Origin of the sequence: Paenibacillus sp. HGH0039, assembly GCF_000411255.1 — a bacterium.
Lineage (GTDB): Bacteria > Bacillota > Bacilli > Paenibacillales > NBRC-103111 > Paenibacillus_F.
The window spans coordinates 2,157,867-2,182,938 of sequence record NZ_KE150413.1; the positions used below are offsets into that span (position 1 = coordinate 2,157,867).

Genomic DNA, 25,072 nt, shown 5'->3' on the forward strand with positions numbered 1-25,072 from the left:
CTTACGAGCGGCTGCCGTTTTTTTCACCGGCCCCGGCCGGATTCGACTCTAAACTTTGACAGAAAGAAGGGAGCCGCTATGAAAAGCTTGCTGCGCAAGTGGAATGGGATGATGATTATCGCTTTGGTGATTTCTTTGCTTACTCCCGCATGGGGAAAAGTCTCGGCGCAAAGCCTGGGGCAAGAGAGCGGGGGAGTTCAGCCCCAAGCCGCCGGTGTGACGGACGATGTGTACGTCCTGTCGCAGGACGGTACGTTCCGGCTGCCCGTCGGGCACATCAACGTCAATGTCGATGCGCCGCCCCAGAAGACGAACTATGTGGCCCTGTTTACGAGCGGAGCCCAGGTGACGAACTCGGCGGAAACCGATAAAGTGTTCGTCAAGAAGACGAATACGGCGATTGCCGTGGATAAGCACGATCAGGTGATCCGCGTCATCGGGCCGACGGCTGTTCCGCCTACGGGCTCCACGTGGGAGGAGAACCAGAACCTGCCCGTACCGGAGGGCGGCTACGTACTTCTCGCCAACGATTCTTCCTGGGGGACGTCCGTAACCCGGAAACCGCTTTTCGAGCATTACAAAACCGGAGACATCGTGTCTTTACATAAAGGAGGACAAGTTGTGCACGCAGGCGATTTTCTGAACCCGGACCCGGGCCTGAATCTCGTGACGGCACCCGGCACGACGGTGACATCGCCTGATTTTACGGTATCGGGACAGGTGATCCGTTACGGCAGCGGACAGGGAATCTCCTTGACCGTGAACGGGACGGAAGCCGCGCTGAAGGCGGATGGAGCTTTCCAAAGCGTGGTCCGGCTGACCGCGGGGACGAACGCCATCCCCGTCAAGCTGCTGAAAGACGGCCGGGAGATCGTTTCGTCCACCGTAACGGTGACGTATAACGACGCTCAGCAGCCGGCTGACCTGATAGAAGTCGAGGCGGCGCCGATCGACATTACGATCAGCATCGAAGGCCCGCGCCACGCGATCGGCTTCGTGGACCAGGACATTACCGGTATCGACGACACCGTGGCGCTCTTCACGAACGATTGGGGACCGCAGATTACCGTTCCCCAGTTTAACGTTGCGGTGCAGGTGGATGCGGGGAACAAAGTGACGAAGGTCGTCAACCCGTCCATAGACGGCAAAACGCCGGCATGGACCGGTCCCACGGACCTTGAAATACCGCCCGGAGGCTATGTGCTGGTCGCGCAGGATACGAGCTACGCCAGTAAGAACATCAAGAAATATTTGGCGACGTATTTCAAAGTCGGGGATGCGATCAAACTCCGGAAAAACGGCTTGGCGGTCCCGGTCAAGGATCTGATGGGAACGGGAGGGCCGATTGCCCGGCTGACGCTCGACAATTACGCGATGTATACGGAGACGAAACCGTCTACCGAGCTTTCCGGAACGATTACGAATATGGACGATCCTTCCAAAATCGCGTTAACGGTGAACGGAACCCCGCTTCCGTTCGGTCCGGACGGAAAGTTCAAGACTTCGTACACGCTTGCCGAAGGCATCAATTACCTCGATCTTGTCGTTACGAAAGAAGGCAAGGAGCAGGATTCCAAAGATCTCGTGGTCTACAGCCGCCCGGGCTTTTCGACCGAGAAGAAGGTGATCCTGTGGGTCGATCAGGCCGCGAACGCAAGGAAATTCCAAACCAGTGACAATGTGGAGAATTTTTTGCGGACGGCGAAGGAGAACGGCGTGACTTCCGTTGTTTTTGACGTAAAAGGCGTGGAGGGGTACGTATCGTACAAGAAAAGCACGCTGACCGGCCGTCCGTACGTAAGCGCCATTAAAGCGCCTGAAAAAGCGGGCTCCAATCCGGATCTCGATCTGCTCCAGGAATTTATCCGCTACAGCCGTGAGCTGGGGCTCGATATCCACGTCGCCTTTAACATTTTCGCGGAGGGGTCTATCGCCAGCAATGAATACGCACTGCTGAACAGCCATCTCGACTGGGAAGAGCGGGTGTACAACGCGGCGGACAAGGGGCAGATCAAACGTCTCCGCGAGTCGGCCAAGCAGGGCGCGGTCGCATTCGTGAACCCGTCCAACGACGAGGTGCGCGATTTTCAGCTGAAAACGATCGAGGAGGTGCTGCAAAATTACGACGTGGACGGCGTTGTACTGGACCGTGCCCGGTATGACAATGAAAGCGCGGATTTCAGCGACTTGACGAAAGCCAAGTTCGAATCGTTCCTCGGCGCGCGCGGCAAACAGCTTCAAAACTGGCCGGACGACGTATTCACGTACGCGGGTAACGTACGCAAAGACGGTCCGCTTATCCAGGACTGGTGGGAATTCCGGTCGAAAACGATCAAAAGCTTTACCTCCGAAGTAAGGCAGCTGGCCGACCGGGTTAAAGCGGAAAAAGGCAAAAAAATCGAAGTGTCCGCCTATGTAGGCTCCTGGTTCGAATCGTATTACTTGAACGGGGTACACTGGGGCAGCACGGAATTCCGCTACGACGAGCGTCTGCGGATGAAAGACGAATCCGTATACACGCCGGGTTACTATGAAAGCGGCTACGTCAAAAATCTCGATTTCATTATGATCGGCGCCTATCAGACGACCGCTCCCGAAATCGAGCATTACATTACACTCGGTAATATCGTAACGAACGGGGAAGTGCCGCTTTACGCCGGCATCGCCCTCACGAATGTGCAGGAACCGGCTCTCCAGCGGGACGTTTTCCAGGCGGGTCTGGAAAATACGCACGGGCTTATGCTTTTCGACGCGTCTCAGGTAAACTGGCCGGTAGCCGGCGCAGCCCTGCGCAATCTCGTTTACGTGAGAGACTATCAGCTTGGCATCTCCCTTCCGGACTCGCCCGATTCGTTCCTAGAGGGAAGCTACTACAACACCAATCTGATCGAAAATAACATCGGCGTGCTCACGGACACCTTCGGCTATTCGACCGGCAACAGCCGTTTCGGCGTGGAAGCGGTCGTGGACAGCTCCGGCAAAGTGACGTCCGTGCCGAACAAAACCCAGGCCATGACGTGGAACTGGGGCAAGCCGGACGAAACCAACAGCGTCATCCCGAAAGGCGGCTTCGTCGTCTCGACGCTTGACGCTTCCGGGATCCGCACCAAGCGGCAGCTCGTCGCGAATGCTTACGAGTCCGGTGACTCCGTAAGAGCGGCGGCTCTCAGCGGCTTCCTTGCTTACGAAGGACTCAGAACCTCCGCCGACAGTGTGACCTTCCGGGGGAAGGTGGACGTACTGGGACCGGGTAAGGCCTCCGTTACCGTAAACGGACAGGAAGCGGCGCTTCGGGAAGACGGCACGTTCCAAGCCGATACCGCCATCCGTCCGGGGGCGAATCCGGTCGTCATCACCGTCCGGGTGGACGGCTTCAAGACGAATGAGAAAACCGTCACGATCATCGGGGATGAAGCAGCGGTAAAATCATTGAAACTGGACCGCGGCACGTACAGCATGAACAAAGGCGAGAGTCTTCAGCTGGCCGTCACCGCGGAATACAACAATTCCAGCAAGGACGTGACGGGACAGGCGGCTTATGATTCCCTCGACCCGGCTGTTGTCTCCGTAGACGCTGCTGGGCGGATCACCGCTTTGCGGGCAGGAAGCGGCACCGTTCAGGCGACCTATGACGGACATATCGCGTTGGCCCGGGTAAGCGTACAATCGGGCAGCACCGGAGGCGGATCAGACACGGGCTCCGGTTCCGGGGGCGGTTCCGCCGGAGGAGGCGGCACGTCCCCGTCCGGCCCGGAACGCACGTCGGTGACGGAGACGAAAGGTTCCGACGGGCGGAACCTGACGCTCGTCTCGGCGGATGCCGGCGTGATGGAGGCGGAAATCGCGGCGCTGCAAGGCAAGGCGGCCCCGGTCCTTTCCTACGAGATCCCGGGCCGAGAGCCGGCGGGAATCGTATCGCTGCCGGGAACGGCGCTCCGCAAAGCGGTTGCCGGATCGCCGGGCGCGATTCTTAGCGTAACCTCGCATCTCGGCGCTATCGAGCTTCCGGCCGGCCTTCTGGAAGCGGATCTTCCCGCGGAAGGCAGCTTCGATCTGCTTGTGCAGATCGGGCAGACGTCGGCGGGCGAGACCGCAGATCTTGCCGCCCGGGCGGCGAAAGAAGGCATGCAGGTACAAGGCATGCCGGTTGCTTTCCGTGTTTCGCTGAAAACCGGAAGCGAAACAAAAGAAATCGGCGGCTTCGGAAGCTACGTCCGAAGAACCGTAAACTTGCCGGGGGCGGTCGACCCTGACCGCGCCACGGCGGTAGAGCTGGACCCGGCCTCCGGAGAGCTCCGCTTCGTGCCGTCCCGCTTCGAATCGTCCGGGGCCGCGCACCGGGCCGTTATCCGCGACAGAAGCGGGGGGACCTACGCGGTGGTTACCTCGGATGTCAGCTTCCCCGACCTTGCGTCCCACTGGTCGCGCAAGGATGTCGAGCAGCTGGCCGCGAAGCGCATCGTCGACGGCATGGGCGCCGGCGGCTTCTCGCCGGACGAAGCGCTGACGCGGGCGCAGTTCGCGGCCCTGCTGACGCGGGCCCTCGCGCTCGATCCGGCGCCGGCCGCTGCGGACTTCACCGACATCCCCGGTGACGCGTGGTATGCCGGTGCCGTCGGCGCGGCCGTTCAGGCCCGGCTCGCGGACGGCTTCGAGACCGGGGAGTTCCGTCCCGGAGAGGTGCTGACACGCGAGCAGATGAGCGTGATGCTCATGCGCGCCGTGAAGCTGGCCGGTATCCGGACGGAGGAGAACTCCGCGTCCGGTGCGCTGGCGGACTTCGCGGACCGGGGCGACATCTCCGGCTGGGCTACCGCCGCCGTCTCGCAGGCGGTGGATGTCGGCTTGCTGGACGGGCGCGGGGACGGCCGCTTCGTGCCCGGCGGCACGGCTACCCGTGCGGAAGGCGCGGCCGTGCTGAAACGGCTGCTGCAGACAGCCGGTTTCGTGAACTAGGCGCATCTGCGCAAGCAAGGCTCCGCGGCACGTGTGCCGGTTTAAACCCGAAAAGGCGCATACCATTCAGGTATGCGCCTTTTCGATATTCCGTTTTCAGCGATCGCGGATTTCGTCCGGTTTGTGCCGCTTTTTTTTCGGCCGGTAGGGTGAGCGGATACAGCACGACCCATAACAGGCTGACAAGCCGCGATGTTCCGAAGATAGGTTTAAAACGTGTCGGAAATCCGTTTCCTTCTCCAATGATTCAATAGACCGTCTCGGTGGCTCTCCCAGTTCCATCATTTGCTTCCGGAAACAGACTTTGGGTATAATTTTGCGATAGGCTGGTGGCGGTGATCCGTGCACAAAGAAGCGGAATGAGTGCAGTATTCGAGTAAACGGCATCCGCTTTCGCTTTCTTCATGACAACTGCCCGGATCGTTGCAACGATGAGGCAGACAGCGGAGCACAGCAACCAAGAAGACCTCCTTCGAAAGGATGGTTTCTTGGTATAGAGACAGGAGCAGCCGTCCTATTATAAAGATTTCTAAATCCGGGATCTGGAAAATGGAACTTAAAAAGGAATTTTGTTCCTAACGGCGAATAACAGTAATTTCCGTTTAAAGGCGGGGCATTTTTAAAAGCGAGAGGATTCTTACTGTACGGTTCTTTATTTGGCAATGATTGAGGGATCAGCTATGAATGCACAAGCTTTTTTCGCAAATTTGCCTGAACTGTACACGGAACGCGCTTTACTGAGGAAATCAGGTCCGGAGGACGAAGCGGGCCTTGCAGGCGGGATCAAGATCCGTAAGCAGCCGAATTTTAAGGAGGAACTGACGAATGAACGAAAGTACGCGTAATTGGCCGGAGGAGCTTCTTGGGCTTCTCGGGCAGACGGAATTAACCGTGAACAAAATCGGATATTCCGGAGATCACGTTTATCACGTGAAGGAGTACAGGGGCGCCCCCGCATTTCTGAAAATCGCCCCCAGTGTCTGGTGGAGAACGCTCCGGCCCGAAATTGAAGCGCTCGCTTGGCTGGACGGGAAGCTCCCGGTCCCCAAAATTTTGTACACGGCGGAACACGGCGGGATGGACTACTTGCTGATGGAGGCGCTGGCCGGAAAAGACGGTTCCCACGAAACGATCCAGGCTAAGCCGGAGTTCTTCGTGAAACTTTACGCGGAAAGCCTTCGCCGCATTCACAGCCTCGATATCCGCGAATGTCCGCTGTCGAACGGGCTGGAGAAGAAGCTCCGGGATGCGAAAAGGATAGTCGATGAGAGCCTGGTGGACCCGACCGATATAAAAGAGGAGTACGATTGCACGCCGGAGGAATTGTACCGGCTATTGCTCGCGAGTAAGCCGGTAACCGAAGATCTGGTTTTTGCGCACGGAGATTACTGTGCACCGAATCTGATTGTCGACGGAGAGAAGCTGACGGGATTTATCGATCTCGGACGTGCGGGCGTGGCGGACCGCTATCAGGACATCAGCCTGGCGATCCGCAGCCTCCGGCACGACTACGGCGACGACCGGTACAAAGCGCTCTTCCTGGAACTTTACGGGCTGGACGGGCTGGACGAGGACAAGGTCAAGTATTACATCCGGCTGGATGAATTTTTTTGAACAACCTAGAAGAGGAGGCAGCCCGATGCTGTATCATTTCAGCGAAGAACCCGGTATCTCGGTCTTCATTCCCCGAAAAACGCCGGGACGGGAAGATTTGCCGCCTGTAGTTTGGGCGGTGGACGAAGCCCATGCGCATTTATACTACTTCCCGAGGGAGTGCCCGCGAATCGTGTATACGCTCTCCGGCGAGGTCGGGGAGGAGGATAAGCGGCTCCTGTTCGGGCCGGCTGCCTCCGATACGGTCATCGCGATCGAGAGCGCCTGGCTGGACCGGCTGAGACAAACGGTTCTGTACCGGTACACCTTCGATGAGCGGGATTTCCGTTTGCTCGATGCGACAGCGGGCTACTACACGGCCGAGCGGCCGGTAACGCCTTTATCGGTCGAGCTAGTTGGAGATTTGCTTGACAAACTGGCGGCGACGGGAGCCGAACTGCGGATTGTGCCGAATCTCAACCCTTTGCGCGACGCTCTTGTGGCTTCGTCCGTTTCGCTTTTTTCGGTGATTCGTTTCCGCAATGCTCGGCCTCCCGTGTAGATTCAACCATCGCTATTTTCTCTCTTTATACTTGCCGGAATGAGTGATGTCTACCTTCACGTCGATCTTCTCGATAGAATCCATGTCCAGCGGAAATTCTTTTCCTTTAAAATGTGTTTTCCAGACGTCCGGGTGCTTGCGGTACAGCGTTTCGCTCAGCTTCAGGACATCGACTCGCTTGTTGACCCCTTTATGGAAGGACATCAGGATTTCGTTTTTGATTTCGGTCTCGGCCGCGGTTTCAATTTCCGCCTCCGTCGCATGTTCCCGGAATTCGTCGATAAACGCATGGATTTTCAATGAAATGGTAAAACGTATTTTTTCGTTTACGACATGAGCGTCGACTGTATATTTGGGACCTTCCAAAATAAGCGCGGCAATAGGATGTTCTTTGGGAGCGTTTAGAGGGGTACGCTCCAGTCTAGTTTGAAGCCAGCGTGCTCCTTTCAAGTCCTCCTGGGACAGCCAGGCGGCGTATTTGGTATCGTTGAAAAAATAAGCGCCGTTTATTTCGTATAAGGAAACTTTCGACTGGTCCTCTTCCCATACGACGGAGTTGGCCGTGAGTGAAGGCAGCATGGTCGAATTGCCGGCTTCATTCAGATCGGCTATAAATTTGTACCCGTAAACGGGCAGGATCAATGATTTTTGGGAAAAGTACTGCTCGGGACGGGTCAATAAGGACTCAATCGGCGAAAAATTAAGCATGGACGTTAGGGACAACAGCTTATCCAGGGGCTTGTTCGTGCCGTAGAATAAAATGTTGTAGCGGATCTCGCGGTACCGGTTGAGCATGTCGTAGACGTCCGGAAGCCCTTTTTTCATCAAAGCTTCGCTTACGATGACGGCTTTGACATGCCCCCAGAACAAGCGCAACTGCGAGGTGGAGTAGATGGACGTAAGCGACTCCGAAACGGTCTTCCCTTCGCCGCGGCCGACCCAGATCGGAATACGGGTTCCGACCTGGTTGTTTTCGCTTTTGGCAATATTGGAGAAGTTCAGGATCTGGACATAGGTGATATATTTTCCGTCTGCGTAATCGATGCCCAAGGCTGTCGCATAAGCCATCGTCTGGAGATCTTTGGAATTCCAGCAGCCGGTCAGCAGCAGAAGGATACCCAGCCAGGCGCTCCTTTTCACGATACTCACGGGTTATCCTCCTTCTTGTGGTTCTTGTCCTGCGTATGCAGATTTTTGGGTCTTCCGGTCATCAAGGTCCAAGGAAGACGCATAAAGGCGGGCACCCAGTTGCTGTAAATAGGCGGCGAGAATGGAGACAGATAGGGAACCCCGAACGATCTCAGCTTGGACAAATAAACCGTCACCATAATAATCCCCATGATAAGTCCGAACATACCGAGTATGCAGGAAAGGAAGAACAGGAAAAACCTCAGCAGACTGACGGCTGAGCTTAAGTTCTGATTGACCAGGGTGGCGTTGCTTACGGCCGTAATGGCACCGACTACGACTACGGAGGGGGAGACGAGCCCCGCCCGAATGGCCGCGTCGCCGATAATGAGGCCGCCCACTACGGTCAATACCTGACCGATGGCGCTGGGCAGACGAATTCCCGCTTCGCGGAAAACTTCCAGCAGGATCAGGAGGATCAGGAGCTCGAACTGCCCGGAGAAGGGCAGGCCAAGACGGGCGATCGTGATGGTGGCGAGCAGCCTGAACGGAATCTGGTCTTGATGAAAAGCGGCCAGCGAAACCCAGAAACCCGGCAGCAGTACACACAGGAAAATGCTGAGAACCCGAACCAGACGGGAAAAAGACGTATAGTAGAAATTATTATGCAGATCCTCGGGCGATTTAATCTGCATAGCCATGGTTGAGGGCGCGATTAGCACCATGGGATTGCCGTCGACAATCAGGACGAATCGGCCGTTGAGGAGAGCGCTGACGGCAAAATCGGGTCGTCCCGTGTAATCCATTAGGGGCATCAGCGAAAACTTCTGGTCCGTGACCATCTCCTCGATTTGGGAGATGCTGTAGATGCCGTCTACGTCAATGGACTCCAGCCGGCTGCGAACTTCAAGGAGCACTTCGGGCGAGATGATGTCCCGGACATACATCAAGGCCACCTTGGTTCTCGTCCTTCTGCCGATCACGAACTTCTCGCAGCACAAGGTATGGCTGCGGATTCTCTTGCGGATTAAGGCGATGCTAACCGAAAGGTTTTCCACGAAACCGTCCCTCGGTCCTTTAATGGATAGTTCCGTATTGGATTCTTCCGGCTTCCGCTCCGGCAAACTGCTTATATTCATAAGGAAGGCCGAGCGAAGGTGCGGGAAAACAAGCAGCAGCTTGCCTTCAAACAAGATCTCCGAAATCGTTTCGGCCGTAATGGGGCCGGTAAAGGGAAGAAGCGGCAGACAAGAGCTTAGGACGGTCCCGGCCGTCGGGAAGCCTTGATCCTTGTCAAAGGCCATTTCAAGCCCGGGCAAAACCATCTCGCCGATGAGCTGGCTGTTGCTGGTTGCCTCGCCGTACAGTAGAAGAACTTCCGCAGCGTTCGCGCCGTTTTCCCCGAAAGTATGGGTAAGCAGAACGACATCTTCACTCTGGGCAAACAAATGCTTGAGCTGCCCGGCTGTCCATATTCCCGCATTGCCGCTGCTTTGTACCATCAGGAAGTCCCCTCCTTGCCCGTTTTAGTCGTGACGGATATAAGCGTCCATATTAGGGTCGAGCCCAGTATCACAATAAGAGACAGGTGAAAGTAATACCGGTGCATAAATTCATACAGATTTTGCTGGGTAATCGGCATCAGGGTTATGAGCAGGTAACTTAACGCCATGCAGGCGATAAAGCGGTTCCGGTATTTCGCCAGGCTAAAGGAGAGCATATCCCCGAGCAGAAACAAGGATAAGCTGATTCTGACCATAGTTCCTGCCAGCCACTGAAAGACAGAGAAAAAATCGACATGCTCGATGGAGTCTCCCACTTTGACGAGCCGCCACTGTTCATAGGGCGATTCCGTCTGCTTCGCTGCCTCCTCAGGACCGAACTCAGTGATGGCGCCGACGATGGGACCCAGCATGATGTGAATGAATAACAGGGCAAGGATGAGGATCTGCCAGCTCTTGATTCTCGTTTTCAAGTGCTGCTGAAGGGCAAGGATGAGAACGAATTCCATAAAACCGCTGCCCGCATAGAGCATCCCGTCCATAACCGGTTTCATGCCGAACTCCAGCATGGGAAAGAGCCGGTCGTATTCTTTGTTGGGCATGTTGGCTATCATGACGAAGTAACCGAGCACAACCACGAACGGCAGGAGAACACCCGCGCTGATCGCGATCGTCCGCAGCCCCGATATCGCGCAGTATGCGCATACCACAATGAGAGTTAGGCTTAAAGCGAAGCGAGGAGTGGCCGGCAAGTAATTCGTAACCGTCCAGATGCTCGTTTGCAGCAGCGTCGTCATGCCGATCAGGTAGATTTGAATGTACAACGGGACAATCAGAATCCAGGAGACGGCCGGATGTGTCCGCTGCGCCAGCCAGGGCTGAAGTTTTTGCTGCCCGGACTTTTTCATGAAATAAACGAGAAGAAGACACCACGGGAGAAGGAACAAGGCGGAGAAGATGGGGACGAGCCACGCATCCCGGCCTGAGGCATCCAGAACAATGGGATTTAGAATAACGTGATTCATCAGACCGTTAACGAGCATAAGAAGCATGACGAGCTGTAAAAACGATATTTTTCCGCCTGATAGAGCCATAGGACCACCGCCTTCCCCAAGTGATAACGGGCTTTTACACAGCCGCTTCCATAGAGTTTGCAGAAAGTGGAATATCTATGTCCTCTCCGGACAGATTTTAGGAAAAATGACGGCATAACGTCTGAAATATACAAGGACTCCTGTCTGTAGACCGGTAACGGCGGGAAACGGAGAGGCAGGCAAGCGAAGGAGTAGAATAAATGAACGATGAAGTGAAAATCAATTTGCCGATACAGGATTTCGAAGTTCCCGATTTGCGGCAGAGCGTGGGCTGGGATAGGCGGGATAGCGATTTTCCCGCTCTTCTCGGGCGCTGCAATTTCTGGGCGGGCGTGAGGAACGAAGCGCACAAGCTGATCGCCTTCGGCTATGTGGCCGGGACGGGGCTTCAGCACGGTTACATGGAGGATATCATGGTACATCCGGATTACCACGGCGGAGGAATCGGGAAGGCTCTGGTGTCGCGCTTGCTGGAAGAGGCGGACAGAACGGGACTTGAGATCGTAACCGTCACGTTTGCCGAAGCGCATGCTTCTTTTTACGAAAAAAGCGGGTTTAAGCCGTGCCCCGGAGGTCTGTGGAAAAGCGGATCAAATTGACAATGATAATCTTTATCAATTACAATGAAGGTATATTTCATAAATAAGGAAGTGTATTTTCATGTTCATTCAAACGAGATCCGTCGTAGTGGAAAAGGGAAATGCCGAGCAGGTTGTCGAGCGTTTCAGCAAAGAAGGCGCCATTGACAGCCGTGAAGGCCTTATCGACGTCAGTGTGATGGTTAACCGTTCGAAGAAAGAGAACGAGGAAGTGCTGATCCTGATCCGCTGGGAATCGGAAGAAGCCTGGAAGAACTGGGAGAAGAGCGAAGAGCATATCCAGGGGCACCGCGAGAAAAGAGGACAGCCGAAGCCTGAGTATATCATCTCTACCAGCGTAAATTCCTATGAGCTGAAAAAGAGAAAGATCGGCAAAGCAGGCCAATAAATGCACCAAAATGCACCCCGTGTGCATGTACATATCTGTCCCGGACGAGAGCTGTGCCGCGGCAACCCGGACTCTGCCGAGCGCAGGGAGCTGCGGGAACGCCGCGCCGCGGGACGGAACAAGGAAAGCCGCCGATCGGCGGCTTTTTCCTTTTCGCAGGTCTGATCCGTCTCGACCCTACCAGTCCCGTCCAGTCCCGACCCGTCCGGGAGCCGAGCAGGAGATAGGGCTGCCTTCGGAAAAGTGACGGCCTAGAGGGAACGGGTCAACGAAAGCAGCTTGTTCATCGTGTTCCAATTCCGCGTCGTTGCGGGGGTTTTCAGCTTATGCAGGCTGGCGGCGAGCTTGGAATCGCGAATGCTTTGATGAAACAGGAGGTATACCTCGCGTCCGACCACCCGGTATTCCTCCAGGCGGGGGTCCGGCTCAGGCACACGCCCCAAATCTTCCGGGGCAGGCCGGTCTGCCAGCAGCGTCACGTAGATGCTCTCGCCTTCTTTCAGATCTGCCGCGTCATAGGGACAGTCCCGGATAATCTGCTCCCATTCCTCCGCCGTTCGTATAATAACGGAGACCTGAAAGCCGAAGACGGCGGCGATTTCATCTTCAATCCGCTCCCGGAGCGCCTCCTTTGAATTTGCGAGGTCTGAACGGAAAAGAACGTTTCCGCTTTGGATATAGGTTTTTACCGCGAGAAATCCCATCGCTTCAAACATGTTTTTGAGTTCGGCCATTTTGATCAGCTTCTGGCCGCTTACGTTAATTCCTCTCAATAAGGCGAGGTAAGTCGTCATGATTCAGCCCCGATTCTTTTTTGATCCAGTATAGCATGTACCGGCCGTGAAGTAAGGGGAACGGATGCGGTAAACCGGCATTTCGCGTTAATTCCGAATATTTCCATAAAAGATAGTCCTCACGCGATCAGCACCGCGATAGCATTTCAGGGCGAAGCGTATAATCGAGCCCGAACGAACAACTTCTGGATGAGCGCCGCATGTTCCTATTATGTGGAATACTACAAGTATAGTCCCGAAGGAGCTACGGTAAGCAGTCATTTGACCACCCCAAACAACCCGTAGGGTTCATAAATGAGATCGGGAATGCCGCAGCGAATGCGGCTTTTTCTTTTTACAAACCGCCAAGCTCCCCGCCGATCACATGTCTCTTGCGGTATTCGCCGGGGGGAAGCCCCGTCATCTTCTTGAACATCCGGTTGAAGGAGGTGACGTTGCGGTAGCCGATTCTCACGCTGATCTCCTGCACGCTCAAACCGGTACCGCCGAGGAGTTCCTTCGCCCTGCGGATGCGGATCGCGTTGAGCTGTTCGCTGAAGTTCACACCCGTCTTCTCCTTGATATAGACGGACAAGTAGGCGGCCGACAAGTTCAGCTTATCCGCCAGCAGATCGAGCGAAATATCGTCGGCGAATTTGTTCTCCAGCTCGTTCATCACGAATTCGATGACGGAATCCCGCTCTTCCTTGCCCGCCGCGATAATCCCGGCCGCCTCCTTGAACAGCTGCGCGTAGAACCGCCCGAACTGGTCGGGCGTGTAGCAGCTTCTCAGCCGGCGCTGGTGCCGCTCCTGGAAGGAGAGGCCTCCTGCCGGGCCGCAAGCCCCGCCGCAGGCGCAGGCCGATGCGCAAGGCGTGCCAATATCTTCGCCGCAGGTGCAGGCCGCCTGAGCAGCCGCAGGGCCGGCTCCGCTGCTGCTGTCACCGTTTCCGGCCATATTCCCCGGCAATGTCCGGGGAATATGGCCTGCGGCGGCTCTTTCGCCCGCGCTTGCGCCCGGAGGCGTCCCCGCCGAACGGTGAGCGCTACTGTTCGCCGCCGGGGACTCGGGGCCGGGATCGGCGTCCTTGCCCCGCGCCGCCACAGCGGCTGCGGCGGCGCGGCCGTACGGCTCGACGGCTCTCGTGGCGCGGAGCAGGATGCTCTCGGCGATTTGCCGGTACTGCGCGAGTCCCGCGTCTTTCTTATGCATCTGCTCCAGGATGCGTTCGGTCAGCGATACGCAGTGGGCGAGATTTCCCGCCTGGATGTGCCGGAACAGCTCCTGCTCCTGGGCAGCGTTCAGCGCGTAGGGAGGCGAAACGCGGTGGCTGCGGATAATCTGGCACTCGTCCAGAGGCCGGGCCTGCTGCGCCATCTCCTGCGCCTGCCTGTAGGCGGCGTTGAACTGGCCGGAGCCTTTGTGAACCGAACCGACGGCGAGCGTGGCGAGAAAATAAGCTTTGTCCCGGTCCAGGATAGGTTTCAGCTTCTCCAGCGCTTCCCTGAGTTTTTCCGGCTCATCTCCGCCTTTGACGAGTGTCAAAATCTGATTCGTGTCGATCTGGAACGTGTGCGAATGGGGAAGATGCTCGGTCATGACGACGTTGATATACTCCCGGATATAGTAAGCGATCCGGTCCGGCCGCGAGTGGCTTTCGGGAACGGTCCCCTCTTTGAAATGAAGCTGGACCAGCACGAGACAGAACGGGTCGTCCATTTCCGCGATGTCCTGCCAGTCGTTAATATCCGATGTAATCGCTTTCAATTTATTGATATACCCGAAGCTGGTCAGAAGCGACTTTTTTCCGAGAAGCTCCTTCCGGACGGCTTCTTTTTCCTGCATTAGCTCGTGGAGGTTCTGATGGATCAGGTCGAATTCGCGGATCGCGCTCTTCGGCCGGACAGGGTCCCTGCTCGCGATGGAGCTGAGCATCTGCTTGACAGGCCGATGAATTCTGCGGCTGAAGAACAGCGAGGCCGCAATGCCGAGCAGAAGGGCAGCGGCAAAAATAAGCAGCAGCGTCAGGCTCGCGTTGCGCACTTTGGCCGTGATATTCGCGTACGGCAGCGCGGTGACATACGTAAGCCGGGTGAGCGGGTCTTTTTCGGCAAAAAAATACGTGTCGCCCGCCTTCATATACCCGGCTCCTTCCGGTCCGAAGGAAGGGATATCTCCGGCGCCGAAGGCGGATGAAGACCGGTACAGCAGGGAGCCGTCTTCCCGGAGGATCATAAACTCCCGGCTGTCTCCGGGTCCGTAGAACGCTTCCTGCAGAGCGCGGGCGTCCAGCAGGGCTACGATCTGATAATTGGAGCCGGGCATGCGGAAGGAGAACGGGATCAGCTCGACATCCACCGACGAGTTCAAGGTCGTCACGTTGAACGACGACTGCGGATGCAGCGCGTAGTTGCCGCTTCGCGCAAACTGTTCCTTCCAATAAGCAAGCGGATAGTCCGCGCTCAGGTAAAAGCGTTCGAACAGCATCGGCGCGTTCACACTGCCTTCTTTCTCCACGATCAGCGAATGCGAATCATAATACACCAGCAGGTTATTCAGATAAAACATCGGATTGTAAGCCTGGGCGCGGACCGTTTTCAGAACTTCGGACGCCTTCCAATATTCGATGTCCGGTTCCGCTTTCGTCAGCAGCTGGCGGTTGAACGCCACGACCGCTTCGTTCGAATAGAGATCGAACAGCATCGTTTTGATCCGTTCGAAATGGGTCTCGTACCGTTCGGCCGTATTTTTAAGCATCAGCCGGTTGTACTGGATAATTTCGTTTTGCATGCTTTTGTTAAAGAAATAGACGGACACTCCGTTAAAAACGGAAAACAGCAGCAGAATGCCGAGAAAGCTGAAAAATAGTTTGTAGACCAGCGAATGCCGGTTAAGCAGGACCCGTTTCAAGCGCATCAAGCTCCCTTTCCGTGTTGTCTTCTTATTTTATCCAAAGAACGCCGGGGGACAAATAAGCTTTTTTTTAGATTCTTATCTTTTTTTTATCCGGCGAATCTGGGGCCAAGGAGATAAAGAAGTGTAAATACCCGGCGGCGGCCCCGTTTGCTATGCTCCGGAAAGAATACATGAAAAGTGGGGTGGGGATTTGTCACAAGAAGCGTCATCGTCACAAACAGCGGCTCCGGCATCAGCCCCGGCCGCTTCGGCCGTCCGTAAACCGAAACGATCCGCGGTCTTTAAACGGGTCCGGAGAAATTGGGATCTGTATCTGCTCATCTTACCGGTGCTCGCGTTTTTCCTGGTCTTCGAGTATTTTCCCATGTACGGCGTACAAATTGCCTTTAAAAATTTTATCGCGACCAAAGGAATCTGGGGCAGCCCGTGGGTGGGCTTCAAGCATTTCGAGCGGTTCTTCGAAAGCTATTATTTCTGGCGGCTGCTGACCAATACGCTGGGCATCGGTCTGTACCAGCTCGTCGTCGGTTTTCCGATTCCGATTATTCTGGCCCTGATGATCAATGAAGTCCGCTCCAAAAAGTTCAGCAAGTTCGTCCAGACGGTCACGTACGCGCCGCATTTTCTGTCGACGGTCGTTCTGGTGGGCATGGTGTTTATATTCCTCTCGCCGCAGACCGGCCTGCTGAATATGGTCGTGACGTGGTTCCGGGGGGAACCGGTTAACTTCCTGACCGATCCCGCCTGGTTCAAAAGCGTCTACGTGCTGTCCGGCGTCTGGCAGCAGATGGGCTGGAGTTCCATCATTTATCTGGCCGCCCTTACGGGGATCGATCCGCAGCTTCACGAGGCGGCAAGGGTCGACGGGGCAAGCCGCTGGCAGCGCATCCTGCATATCAATCTGCCGGGCATCATGCCGACGGTCACCATTTTGCTCATATTGAATATGGGATCGCTGCTCGGCGTCGGGTTCGAAAAAGTATATCTGATGCAAAACTCGCTGAACATGCAGGCGTCCGACGTCATTTCCACACATGTGTACCAGAAAGGGATTATCGACGGTCAATACAGCTATTCGGCAGCGGTCGGCCTGTTTAATTCCGTCATCAACTTTATTCTGCTGCTAACGGTGAACCGGATCGCCCGCAAAGTCAGCAGCACCAGCTTGTGGTAGAAAGGAGGACTGCCCGATGAATACCATTCAAAGCACCCGGGAAAAAGCGTTCGACTGGGCCGTGTACGCGCTGCTGTCTCTCGTTTCCCTGATTGTGCTGTATCCCCTTGTCTTCGTTCTGGTTGCCTCCTTCAGCAGCCCGGAAGCCGTCATGCGGGGAGAAGTGTGGCTGTGGCCCAAAGACATTACGTGGATGGGCTATACGAAAATTTTTCAGAACAACGAAATTTTGACGGGGTACTTGAACACGATTGTGTATACCGTCGTCGGTACGGCGATCAATCTGATTCTATCGGTCGCGGCAGCTTACCCGCTCTCGCGCAAAGATTTTGCCGGAAGGAACGCGATTTCCGCCCTCATGGTGTTTACGATGTTTTTCAGCGGGGGCATGGTTCCGTCCTATCTGCTCGTCAAAAACCTGGGCATGCTCAACACGATGTGGGCGCTCATTATTCCGGGGGCCGTGTCCGTGTATAACATCATCATCATGCGCACCTTTTTCCAGAGCTCGATTCCCGGCGAAATGCAGGAAGCGGCTTCGATAGACGGCTGCTCGAACCTCGGCATTCTCTGGAAAATCGTGCTGCCGCTTTCGATGCCGATCATCGCCGTTATGATCTTGTTTTACAGCGTGGGCCACTGGAATTCGTATTTCAGCGGACTGATGTATTTGACCGACCGCGACAAGTATCCGCTTCAGCTCTTCCTGCGCGAAATTCTCATCCAGGGGCAGATGCAGGAAATGCTAGGGGTCGGAGACGATTCTCATGCCCGGAACGTGATGGAAGGCGAAGCGATCAAATACGCGGTCGTCATCGTGGCCAATCTGCCGGTGCTGATGCTGTACCCGTTTCTGCAGCGGTATTTTGTCAAAGGCGTCATGATCGGTTCCGTCAAAGGCTGATTCGCGGGACGGAAAGTTTTTCGGGTCCGCCGGGGCTGACACTCCGGCTGCCGATAGATACAATGGACTAAGGGAGGAAGAATTGCTGATGAGAAAAATGAGATGGACAGCCGTGACGTTAACCGTTGCCATGGCCGTAAGCGTACTGTCGGCATGCAGCGGAGGAAACGAAAGCGCGGGAAGCGCGGACGGCAAAGACAGCAAGAAAGAAGTGGCGAATTTGAATCCGACGGGAATGCCCATCGCCAAGGAGCCGGTATCGCTCACCTTCTTCACGGGGAAGGCGGCGACGAACGGCAATAACTTCGAAGAAACGCTCGTTTGGAAAGAATACGCCAAAATGACCAACATGAACATCAAGTTTCAGCTCGTTCCGTTTGAAAACCTGACGGAAAAACGCAATCTCGCGCTGGCCGGGGGCGATTACCCCGACGCGTTTTATTCGGCCCGCGTTCCTTCCTCCGACCTGATGAAATACGGGGCGCAGGGAACTTTCGTCAAGCTGAACGATCTCATCGATCAGTACGCTCCGAATTTCAAGAAGCTGATGGAGAAGTACCCGGATTTGAAGAAGGGCCTGACGATGCCGGACGGCAACATTTATTCGTTCCCTTCCTTCTACAGCCCGGATTTTCTTCCGATGCTGATCGGGACCCCGCTCTGGGTCAAGCAGGATTGGCTGGATAAGCTGGGCATGAAAGAGCCGGCCACGACGGAGGAGTTTTACCAGTATTTGAAAAAGATCAAAGAAACCGACCTGAACGGGAACGGGCAGGCGGATGAAATTCCATATGCGGGAGAGGGAATCAACCCGCTGATCGAGCAGCTGCGCGGGGCGTGGGGCTTCGGAAACCGCGGTCTCGGCCACAAATTCGTCGATGTGGACCTGAAAACGAACGATCTGCGGTTTTTCCGGACGGACCCGGGCTACAAAGAAGTGATCGAGTACATGCGCAAGCTGTACACTGAGGGCCTGATCGATAAAGAAATCTTTACGATCAAGACGGCGGCGCTGTTCGCCAAAGGACAGAAGGGCGTGTTCGGCGCCACCATCAATCCGAATCCGAAAACCCAGATGAACCAGACCGGCTACTTCGGACTCGGCGCTCTGAAAGGCCCTCACGGCGACCAGCTCTACTCGCACGTCAAGGTGCCGGCCGTATGGCCCGGCGCGTTCGTCATTACGGACAAGAACAAGAATCCGGAAGCGACCGTACGGTGGATCGACCATTTTTACGGCGATGAAGGCGCGACGTTCTATTTCATGGGAATCGAAGGTCAGACGTATAAGAAAACGGCGGACGGCAAGCTTGAATTCGTCGAGGAAATCACAAAAAATCCGAACGGCCTGACGATGGACCAGGCTTTGGCCAAATACATCACGTGGCTCGGAGGCAGCTATCCGGGTTATGTGCAGCAGAAGTATTTCAAAGGCTCGGAGACGCTGCCGGAATCCGTGGAAACGGGCAAGAAAGCGGAACCTCACGCCGTGAAGGAGCTGTGGAACAACTTCAACTTCACCGAAGAAGAGACCGAATTCCGCTCGACGGTGGGCAAGGACATGGAAACGTATATCGGCGAAATGGAAGCGAAATTCATCACCGGCTCCCAGCCGATGTCCGAGTGGGACAAATACGTGGCGACCGTGCAGAAAATGGGCGTGGACGAATATATGAAGATTTACAAGCAATCTTACGAGCGGTATAAAAGCAGCAAGTAAGAGTTTCCGGCAGACGGGAGAAGGACGCGATGTCTTTCTCCCTTTTTTTACAGCCATGTTCAAAAGCGCTGGATTATCTGTCCGCGCATATGGTAGACGCGATTATTACTGATATACGGATGCGGAAGATGGACGGATTGACGTTTATTCGCAAAGTAAGGCAGCATCACAAGCATTTGCCGATTCTGATTATTAGCGGGTACGGCGAATTTCAATAGGCGCAGGAAGCATCAAACAGGTGATGTCGCTGAACTTATCTGATTATATCGCAGCTGCTCGGATACAACGCGCGAAGCAGTTGCTATCCTCGACCACGATGAAAATTTTCGATGCTGCGAGGTTATCCGGGTACAGAGCCCCAAGCATTTCACACTTGTATGTAAACAAAAGACAGGTCAGACACCCAGCGAATATCGCGGCGATCATTGACCTGTCTTTTTCCTGTTTTCTTAAGAGCTGCATCTCCTATAAGGCAAGAAACTCTTTCTCGGATAACCTTGCATTAATATAATCAATCGCTTCCTCGATGCTCATCATCTGATTCATCACATTTTTCACGCCGAGACCGATAATCTTCTCGACTTTCCGCAGATTGAAGTTATGTCCTGTCGGGAAGGCGGATTCTCGAACCCCGCGGTACTCTAAGTCTTTGGCGAACTTCAGCCAAGGGTATTGATCCATGACATTCTGGTTGCTGTAGATGAAATCGTTGACCGAAGCGCCGCCGAGCAGCGTGACTTGCTCGGCAATATCATGATCATAGAACCAACGGAAGAAGGCTGAGACTTCGTCGTCCTTCCGGCAATATTTTGATACGCCTAGCGAGCCTCCGCCGAGCAGCGGCTGTTGGCCAGGGACCTCTGCGAACCCGACGAGCGGGGATATCTCGCTGTGGGCGATATTCGAGAATAAGTTCATATACACGATGAGCATCGCGATCTGACCGTCTTCGAATAACGAGATGGACTCGTCCCACCATTTGGCAGGTAAGTTCCTAGCTATGGATAAATGATCGATATAGCTATGAAAGGCATCCATCGCAATCTCTTTGGATAGAGCCAGCTTATTGTCTTCTTGGATCAAATGTCCGCCTTCGGCATAATACCTGACTAGGAATTCGGAAGCGATAATCTCTGAATTTCCCGTCGTTACGCAGGATCCATGGGATAAAGGCGACTCGGGGTTACTCGCTCGAGAGAAGAATGCAGAAATCCGATTGAACGCCTCGAAGTCGGAGGGCGTTCGCAGTTCGGCTTTATACTGCTCATAGAACATTCTTCGCACTTTGGTATCTTCGAAAATATCCTTACGGTAGAAAAGCATCTGAATGCTCGGATCGAAAGGTACGGCGTAAGGGATCTCGTTCACATAAGCATACCGATCAATAAGCTGTGAAGGATAATTCGTTAGCAACTCCTGCATCTCCGGGCTTAACGGCTTTAAAGTCTGGCCCGCGAACCAAGATAACCCGGCCATATCAACACGAATGATATCGTAATGCTTGTGGTTGTCGATATCGGATAAGATGTCGTAAATTTCTTCGAACGAATAGACGGCTAGTCGAAGATCAATACCGGTCGTCTTCTTAAAATGCGGCGCTAATTTCTTGAGCGCATCCGTGGTTGGACTCGGGATCGTAAGAATGTTCAGCGTCTTGTTCGCCGTTGGACGACCAAGCGCTTGGTCATCGAACATAAACCCACGATTCAACCCGATGATCGGGGCTCCGTCACGCTGGTCCGTCGTCTCATGACGTAGAATCGTCTCGGCAATTTCTTTGCCTAGCCACTGATAATTGATGTGATACTTGTTAATGAAATCTTCGGTTAAAAACTCGGAATCGGCCAAGCTGTATATCTCCGGACTTTGGCCCGTACTCCCTAAGAAATGGGCATTTTTGATATAGCGCGCTCGTTCCAGATCACTGGTCACAATGCAATCGAAGGCATCCCCTGCAAAGAAATCAAATGCATGATTATAGGCCGTAGATTGCGCGGCAGCAATCGTATGTATGCGCAAATCCAGAGGGGATAGTTCTTCCATGATGGCATTTCTAAAATCCCGATCACAGGAATATCGGAGCAAATCGGTGAATATTCCGATCTTCTGGTGCGCTTTTTCTTTTATTTTTTGCGCAATCGTTCGTCCGGATGTACCCGCATCGAAGCTGGCGAATTTCATTGCGTTTTGCAATTTACGATAGACAAAAATGATGTTTTCCCGCGGAATGCCGAGCAAGTCATAATATTCCATGGCATCGTCCACACAGGAGACCGTGATTACAGCGCAGTCCCGATTTGCAGCAATTTCTTGCAGAAGGGCTTGTTCATTCTCTTTCTGATCTTGTGTGAGATATAAATTTGTCGTGTACCCCGCACGGAGAAGGGTGCTATGGATTGCAATATATAGCTTGTTATAGGAATCCGATGAAATGTTAGGCAAGATGAGGGAGACGGTTGTCGTGCTTCCTTCACGTAAAGATTTAGCCCGCGCGTGGATTTGGTAACCCATTTTACGAGCGGCTTCTTCCACGAGATTGATTTTCTCCAGACTTACATTACCTCTTCCGTTCAGCACATTCGATACCGTTCCATGCGACACCCCCGCAGCTTTGGCGATATCTTTGATCGTAGGCATGCTCCATCCTACCCCTTTTTGATGATATTTGGCTAAATTAATTATATCGGGTCTTCTTTTGATATGCCATCATGCTGTTTTGACACGTTCCAATATTTAAAAGTGTTCCGAACGAACGTTAAAGTGTTGTTTTTGCAGTGTTTTATGCAGATATATCGTTTTTTATGAAAAATGATTCTCAAAAATTTATTGACTCGTTCCAATAATATGATAGAATTCTATTCAAGAAAGCGTTAACATCATATCTGGATTGATCGTTTGTCAGTGCGGCTGATCAAGATTTTCAAGACATCATGATAAAGGGGGAGAGGAACGCCGTGGATCCAATCCAGTATGGCCAAATGTTCGGACATTGGGAGATGTATGTCAGAATCCTTGCGAGTGCATTGATGGGCCTGTTTATTGGCTGGGATCGATCACATAAACATAAGCCCGCCGGTATAAAGACGTATACCTATACCTCAGTGGCTTGTACATTAATTACGATTATTTCCATCTCTACCGCCAGTCATTACAATGAAGCGGGTCAACTCATGCGCGCCGATCCGATGCGGCTAACGGCTCAAATCGTATCTGGCTTAGGATTTATCGGAGCGGGGGTCATTCTTAAGGATGGGGAACGGGTTAAGGGGCTAACATCGGCGGCCATGATATTTTTCTCAGGCGGCGTCGGAATTGGCATTGGAGCGGGGTACTATGGCATCGTCATGTTCTCCGTCGTCTTAACTTTTTTCCTTGCAAGAATCAGTCGATTTCTTCCCATGAACAACTCGGGAGATGATCGGAAATCAAGAAGCGGCAATGATGCTGCCAGGAAACAACAAGAGAAGGAATGTATCTGAATTCCTGCATAACTGCGAATCGAAAAGGAGATATTTGTATGAAAGTTCATTTTCTGGGATCTGCCGCGTCAGAAGGGATACCGAATCCATTTTGCAAATGCGAGGTTTGCGAGAAGACGCGAAGCGAGAAAGGGAAAAATATAAGAACGCGGTCAGCTGCGATTGTGGATGATACGATGCAGATTGATTTCCCGCCGGAATACAGCTACCAAGTCATGCGGGATGATGTGGATGTTACTCGTATTTCGGAATTGCTCTTCACACATACGCACCCCGATCATTTTAACGCAGGAGATTTGTTCAGTCGGATGGAAGGGTATGGTCACCACGTTACGCATCCGCTGCATATTTTCGGGAATGATCGTGCTGTTAATGGTTGTCTGGATGTGTTGTCCGGTTATAGTCCGCAGCGGTTTCAATTCACTCGGCTGATTCCATTCGTGACAGTTGAGTCCAGCGGAGCGCGCATTACGCCGCTTCTCGCCAATCATGCGAAGTGGGAGACGTGTCTGATCTATTTTATCGAAAAGGAAGGCAAGACATTGCTGTATGGTCATGATTCAGGATGGTTCCCGGAATTGACGTGGTCGTGGCTTGCGGACAAGCATATCGATCTGACGGTACTCGAATGTACACATGGCTACAATCAGAATCCGCATTCCGATGGTCATATGAGCATTGAGACCGTGTTGGAGACTCAGAAGCGATTGCTGGATAGCGGCATTCACTCGGCATCAAGCCAGATCATCGTCTCGCATTTATCTCATAACAGCGGTTTCATGCATAACGAGCTTGTGGACATATTCAAGCCTCACGGTATCGAAGTGGCTTACGACGGTCTCATCAAATTTATTTAATAGGGGATATTACACATGAAGACTACTATCGTTCCGAGACTATTAATTATGATGTTTCTGCAATATTTCGTTCAAGGCGCTTGGAATATGACTTTAGGGTTAGTTCTCAGCACATCGGGCTTATCTTCCATCATCGGTACTTCTTATGCCTTGCTCGGCATCGCGACGATTCTGTCGCCGCTGTTCATCGGGATGGTCGCGGACCGGTTCATCGCCTCCCAGAAAATTATGGGCATCCTGCATATTGTTAATGCTTGTGTGATGCTCGCGATTCCGTCTCAGATTCAATCGGGCAACGCGACGATGTTCCTCGTATTGATCTTTATCGTCGGTGTGTTGTTCTATCCTACGACGGGACTGTCGAATAGCATCAGCTTCAGACATATTCATGGCGCCAAAACATTTCCGGTGATTCGGGTATTCGGAACATTTGGTTTTATGGTGGTCGGGTTCCTGCTCGGACAGATGGGCTTCTCGGGCAGTATTATGACCTTCAAAATTGCAGCAATCTCTGCCATTGTGCTCGGGATCTATTGCTTCACGCTTCCGAATACACCGGCAGCTGGCAAGGGTAAGAAGTTCCTGATGAAGGATCTGCTCTGTCTTGATGCGCTCGCATTGTTCAAGGATAAGAACTTTACGGTATTTATGGTCTGTACGATTTTCTTGATGATTCCTAAAACGGCTTACAGTGCTTATGTGCCGGTATTCCTGGGCGCGTTAGGGTTTAATAATGCAGCTACGATTATGCAAATCGGTATTGCAACGGAAGTTATCTTTATGTTCTTGCTCTCTCTGTTTCTCTTCAAATTCGGATTTAAAAAGATTATCCTGTGGGGCGCGATCACGTGGGTTCTTCGATCGTTGTTGTTCTCCTTCGCAGCAGTCGATGCAGGCATTCTCGTCATCGTCATTGCGTTGGCACTGCAAGGGATTTGTTGGGATTTCTTCTTCACCGCGGGAGACATCTATGTGGACAATAAAGCGGACGTGACGATTAAAGCGCAGGCACAGAGCTTGAAGTTCATGATCTCGAACGGGCTAGGGCTGTTGTTCGCTTCTTCGGTCACAGGTTATATCTTCAATCATACCGTCGTGGATCAAGGGGCGGCTGCGCTGAAGCAGTGGCAGCAGTTCTGGATTTACCCGGCTGTCGTGGCGGCTGTCGTCGCGCTAGTGTTCTTCCTGCTCTTCAAGGATAAAGGGATGATATTCCAGAAGAAGAATGCGGAAGAAGGCGCGGTTTCGGAGTTGAAGACCGTGTAATAAAGGAGCCGAAAGGCTATGGAAAAAGGCTGCCGACAAAGTCGTTAGCCTTTTTCTTTGCATTTTAGTGAATTTTATTGGAATCCGCCAGGGAGCGGATTTTTTTATTTTGCGGCGATACTTTTTGTCAGGTTAACTCTATTATCTTCATCTAATCGTG

The 25,072-nt window shown here is 53.5% G+C and carries 19 protein-coding genes; 13 read left to right on the top strand and 6 right to left on the bottom strand.

Translation table 11 applies throughout. The features are described from left to right. Positions 1–78: 78 nt before the first annotated feature. From HMPREF1207_RS24295 to HMPREF1207_RS24310, 4 genes are all read left to right on the top strand, one after another. Positions 79–4,956 carry an S-layer homology domain-containing protein gene (locus HMPREF1207_RS24295; RefSeq protein ID WP_009672555.1) on the top strand — a complete coding sequence of 1,626 codons (4,878 nt, stop codon included), beginning with the start codon at positions 79–81 and terminating at the stop codon, positions 4,954–4,956. Between the two features lie 680 nt (positions 4,957–5,636). After that, a complete protein-coding gene (locus tag HMPREF1207_RS29990; protein ID WP_009672419.1) occupies positions 5,637–5,801 on the top strand; it encodes a hypothetical protein in 165 nt (54 codons plus the stop codon). Beyond that, on the top strand, positions 5,782–6,570 hold the full coding sequence (gene aph(3')-IVa / locus HMPREF1207_RS24305) for an aminoglycoside O-phosphotransferase APH(3')-IVa (RefSeq protein WP_009672468.1): 789 nt from the start codon (positions 5,782–5,784) through the stop codon (positions 6,568–6,570). Before HMPREF1207_RS29990 ends, aph(3')-IVa begins: the two co-directional genes overlap by 20 nt. 25 nt (positions 6,571–6,595) lie before the next feature. Further along, a complete protein-coding gene (locus HMPREF1207_RS24310; protein WP_016424044.1) occupies positions 6,596–7,111 on the top strand; it encodes a DUF6886 family protein in 516 nt (171 codons plus the stop codon). A 12-nt stretch (positions 7,112–7,123) separates the two neighbouring features. On the opposite strand, the gene HMPREF1207_RS24315 is transcribed toward HMPREF1207_RS24310, so the two are convergent. Genes HMPREF1207_RS24315 through HMPREF1207_RS24325 form a run of 3 tightly spaced genes read right to left on the bottom strand, consistent with a single transcriptional unit; the run spans position 7,124 to position 10,835 of the window. Beyond that, the gene (locus tag HMPREF1207_RS24315; RefSeq protein WP_009672562.1) at positions 7,124–8,260 is read right to left on the bottom strand and encodes a Ger(x)C family spore germination protein; all 1,137 of its coding nucleotides are present in this window, start codon (positions 8,258–8,260) and stop codon (positions 7,124–7,126) included. Then, the gene (locus tag HMPREF1207_RS24320; protein WP_009672426.1) at positions 8,257–9,741 is read right to left on the bottom strand and encodes a spore germination protein; all 1,485 of its coding nucleotides are present in this window, start codon (positions 9,739–9,741) and stop codon (positions 8,257–8,259) included. Before HMPREF1207_RS24320 ends, HMPREF1207_RS24315 begins: the two co-directional genes overlap by 4 nt. After that, positions 9,741–10,835 (bottom strand): GerAB/ArcD/ProY family transporter, encoded by a 1,095-nt coding sequence (locus tag HMPREF1207_RS24325; RefSeq protein ID WP_009672564.1) that lies wholly within the window; start codon positions 10,833–10,835, stop codon positions 9,741–9,743. Before HMPREF1207_RS24325 ends, HMPREF1207_RS24320 begins: the two co-directional genes overlap by 1 nt. A 200-nt stretch (positions 10,836–11,035) precedes the next feature. On the opposite strand from HMPREF1207_RS24325, the gene HMPREF1207_RS24330 reads away from it, so the two are divergent. Both HMPREF1207_RS24330 and HMPREF1207_RS24335 read left to right on the top strand, forming a co-directional pair. After that, a complete protein-coding gene (locus HMPREF1207_RS24330) occupies positions 11,036–11,434 on the top strand; it encodes a GNAT family N-acetyltransferase (protein WP_009672480.1) in 399 nt (132 codons plus the stop codon). A gap of 61 nt (positions 11,435–11,495) precedes the next feature. Next, on the top strand, positions 11,496–11,822 hold the full coding sequence (locus tag HMPREF1207_RS24335) for an antibiotic biosynthesis monooxygenase (RefSeq protein ID WP_009672436.1): 327 nt from the start codon (positions 11,496–11,498) through the stop codon (positions 11,820–11,822). Positions 11,823–12,073: 251 nt separating this feature from the next. Here HMPREF1207_RS24335 and HMPREF1207_RS24340 read toward each other — a convergent pair whose 3' ends face one another. Both HMPREF1207_RS24340 and HMPREF1207_RS24345 read right to left on the bottom strand, forming a co-directional pair. Next, positions 12,074–12,616, bottom strand: a complete 543-nt coding sequence (locus HMPREF1207_RS24340) for a DUF1697 domain-containing protein (protein ID WP_009672551.1) — start codon at positions 12,614–12,616, stop codon at positions 12,074–12,076. 334 nt (positions 12,617–12,950) lie between these two features. After that, positions 12,951–15,512 (bottom strand): helix-turn-helix domain-containing protein, encoded by a 2,562-nt coding sequence (locus tag HMPREF1207_RS24345; protein ID WP_009672448.1) that lies wholly within the window; start codon positions 15,510–15,512, stop codon positions 12,951–12,953. A 190-nt stretch (positions 15,513–15,702) separates the two neighbouring features. Between HMPREF1207_RS24345 and HMPREF1207_RS24350 the strand changes: the two genes are divergently transcribed. The 4 genes from HMPREF1207_RS24350 to HMPREF1207_RS24365 all read left to right on the top strand — a co-directional run bounded on the left by HMPREF1207_RS24350 (position 15,703) and on the right by HMPREF1207_RS24365 (position 19,528). After that, the gene (locus HMPREF1207_RS24350; protein WP_009672544.1) at positions 15,703–16,686 is read left to right on the top strand and encodes an ABC transporter permease; all 984 of its coding nucleotides are present in this window, start codon (positions 15,703–15,705) and stop codon (positions 16,684–16,686) included. 16 nt (positions 16,687–16,702) lie between these two features. Then, positions 16,703–17,590, top strand: coding sequence for a carbohydrate ABC transporter permease (locus tag HMPREF1207_RS24355; RefSeq protein WP_009672414.1), 888 nt, complete (start codon positions 16,703–16,705; stop codon positions 17,588–17,590). A gap of 88 nt (positions 17,591–17,678) precedes the next feature. Further along, positions 17,679–19,310 carry an extracellular solute-binding protein gene (locus HMPREF1207_RS24360; RefSeq protein WP_016424047.1) on the top strand — a complete coding sequence of 544 codons (1,632 nt, stop codon included), beginning with the start codon at positions 17,679–17,681 and terminating at the stop codon, positions 19,308–19,310. A gap of 29 nt (positions 19,311–19,339) precedes the next feature. Beyond that, on the top strand, positions 19,340–19,528 hold the full coding sequence (locus HMPREF1207_RS24365) for a response regulator (RefSeq protein ID WP_009672488.1): 189 nt from the start codon (positions 19,340–19,342) through the stop codon (positions 19,526–19,528). A 247-nt stretch (positions 19,529–19,775) separates the two neighbouring features. Here the strand turns inward: HMPREF1207_RS24365 and HMPREF1207_RS24370 are convergent, their stop codons facing one another. Beyond that, a complete protein-coding gene (locus HMPREF1207_RS24370) occupies positions 19,776–21,947 on the bottom strand; it encodes an extracellular solute-binding protein (RefSeq protein ID WP_009672432.1) in 2,172 nt (723 codons plus the stop codon). 341 nt (positions 21,948–22,288) lie between these two features. On the opposite strand from HMPREF1207_RS24370, the gene HMPREF1207_RS24375 reads away from it, so the two are divergent. The 3 genes from HMPREF1207_RS24375 to HMPREF1207_RS24385 are packed head-to-tail and all read left to right on the top strand — an operon-like array spanning position 22,289 to position 24,912. Next, positions 22,289–22,789, top strand: a complete 501-nt coding sequence (locus tag HMPREF1207_RS24375) for an MgtC/SapB family protein (protein ID WP_138918145.1) — start codon at positions 22,289–22,291, stop codon at positions 22,787–22,789. Between the two features lie 38 nt (positions 22,790–22,827). After that, positions 22,828–23,646: an MBL fold metallo-hydrolase gene (locus HMPREF1207_RS24380; protein WP_009672371.1), complete on the top strand. Its 819-nt coding sequence runs from the start codon at positions 22,828–22,830 to the stop codon at positions 23,644–23,646. A 15-nt stretch (positions 23,647–23,661) separates the two neighbouring features. Further along, positions 23,662–24,912 (top strand): MFS transporter, encoded by a 1,251-nt coding sequence (locus tag HMPREF1207_RS24385; RefSeq protein ID WP_009672478.1) that lies wholly within the window; start codon positions 23,662–23,664, stop codon positions 24,910–24,912. Positions 24,913–25,072 lie beyond the last annotated feature (160 nt).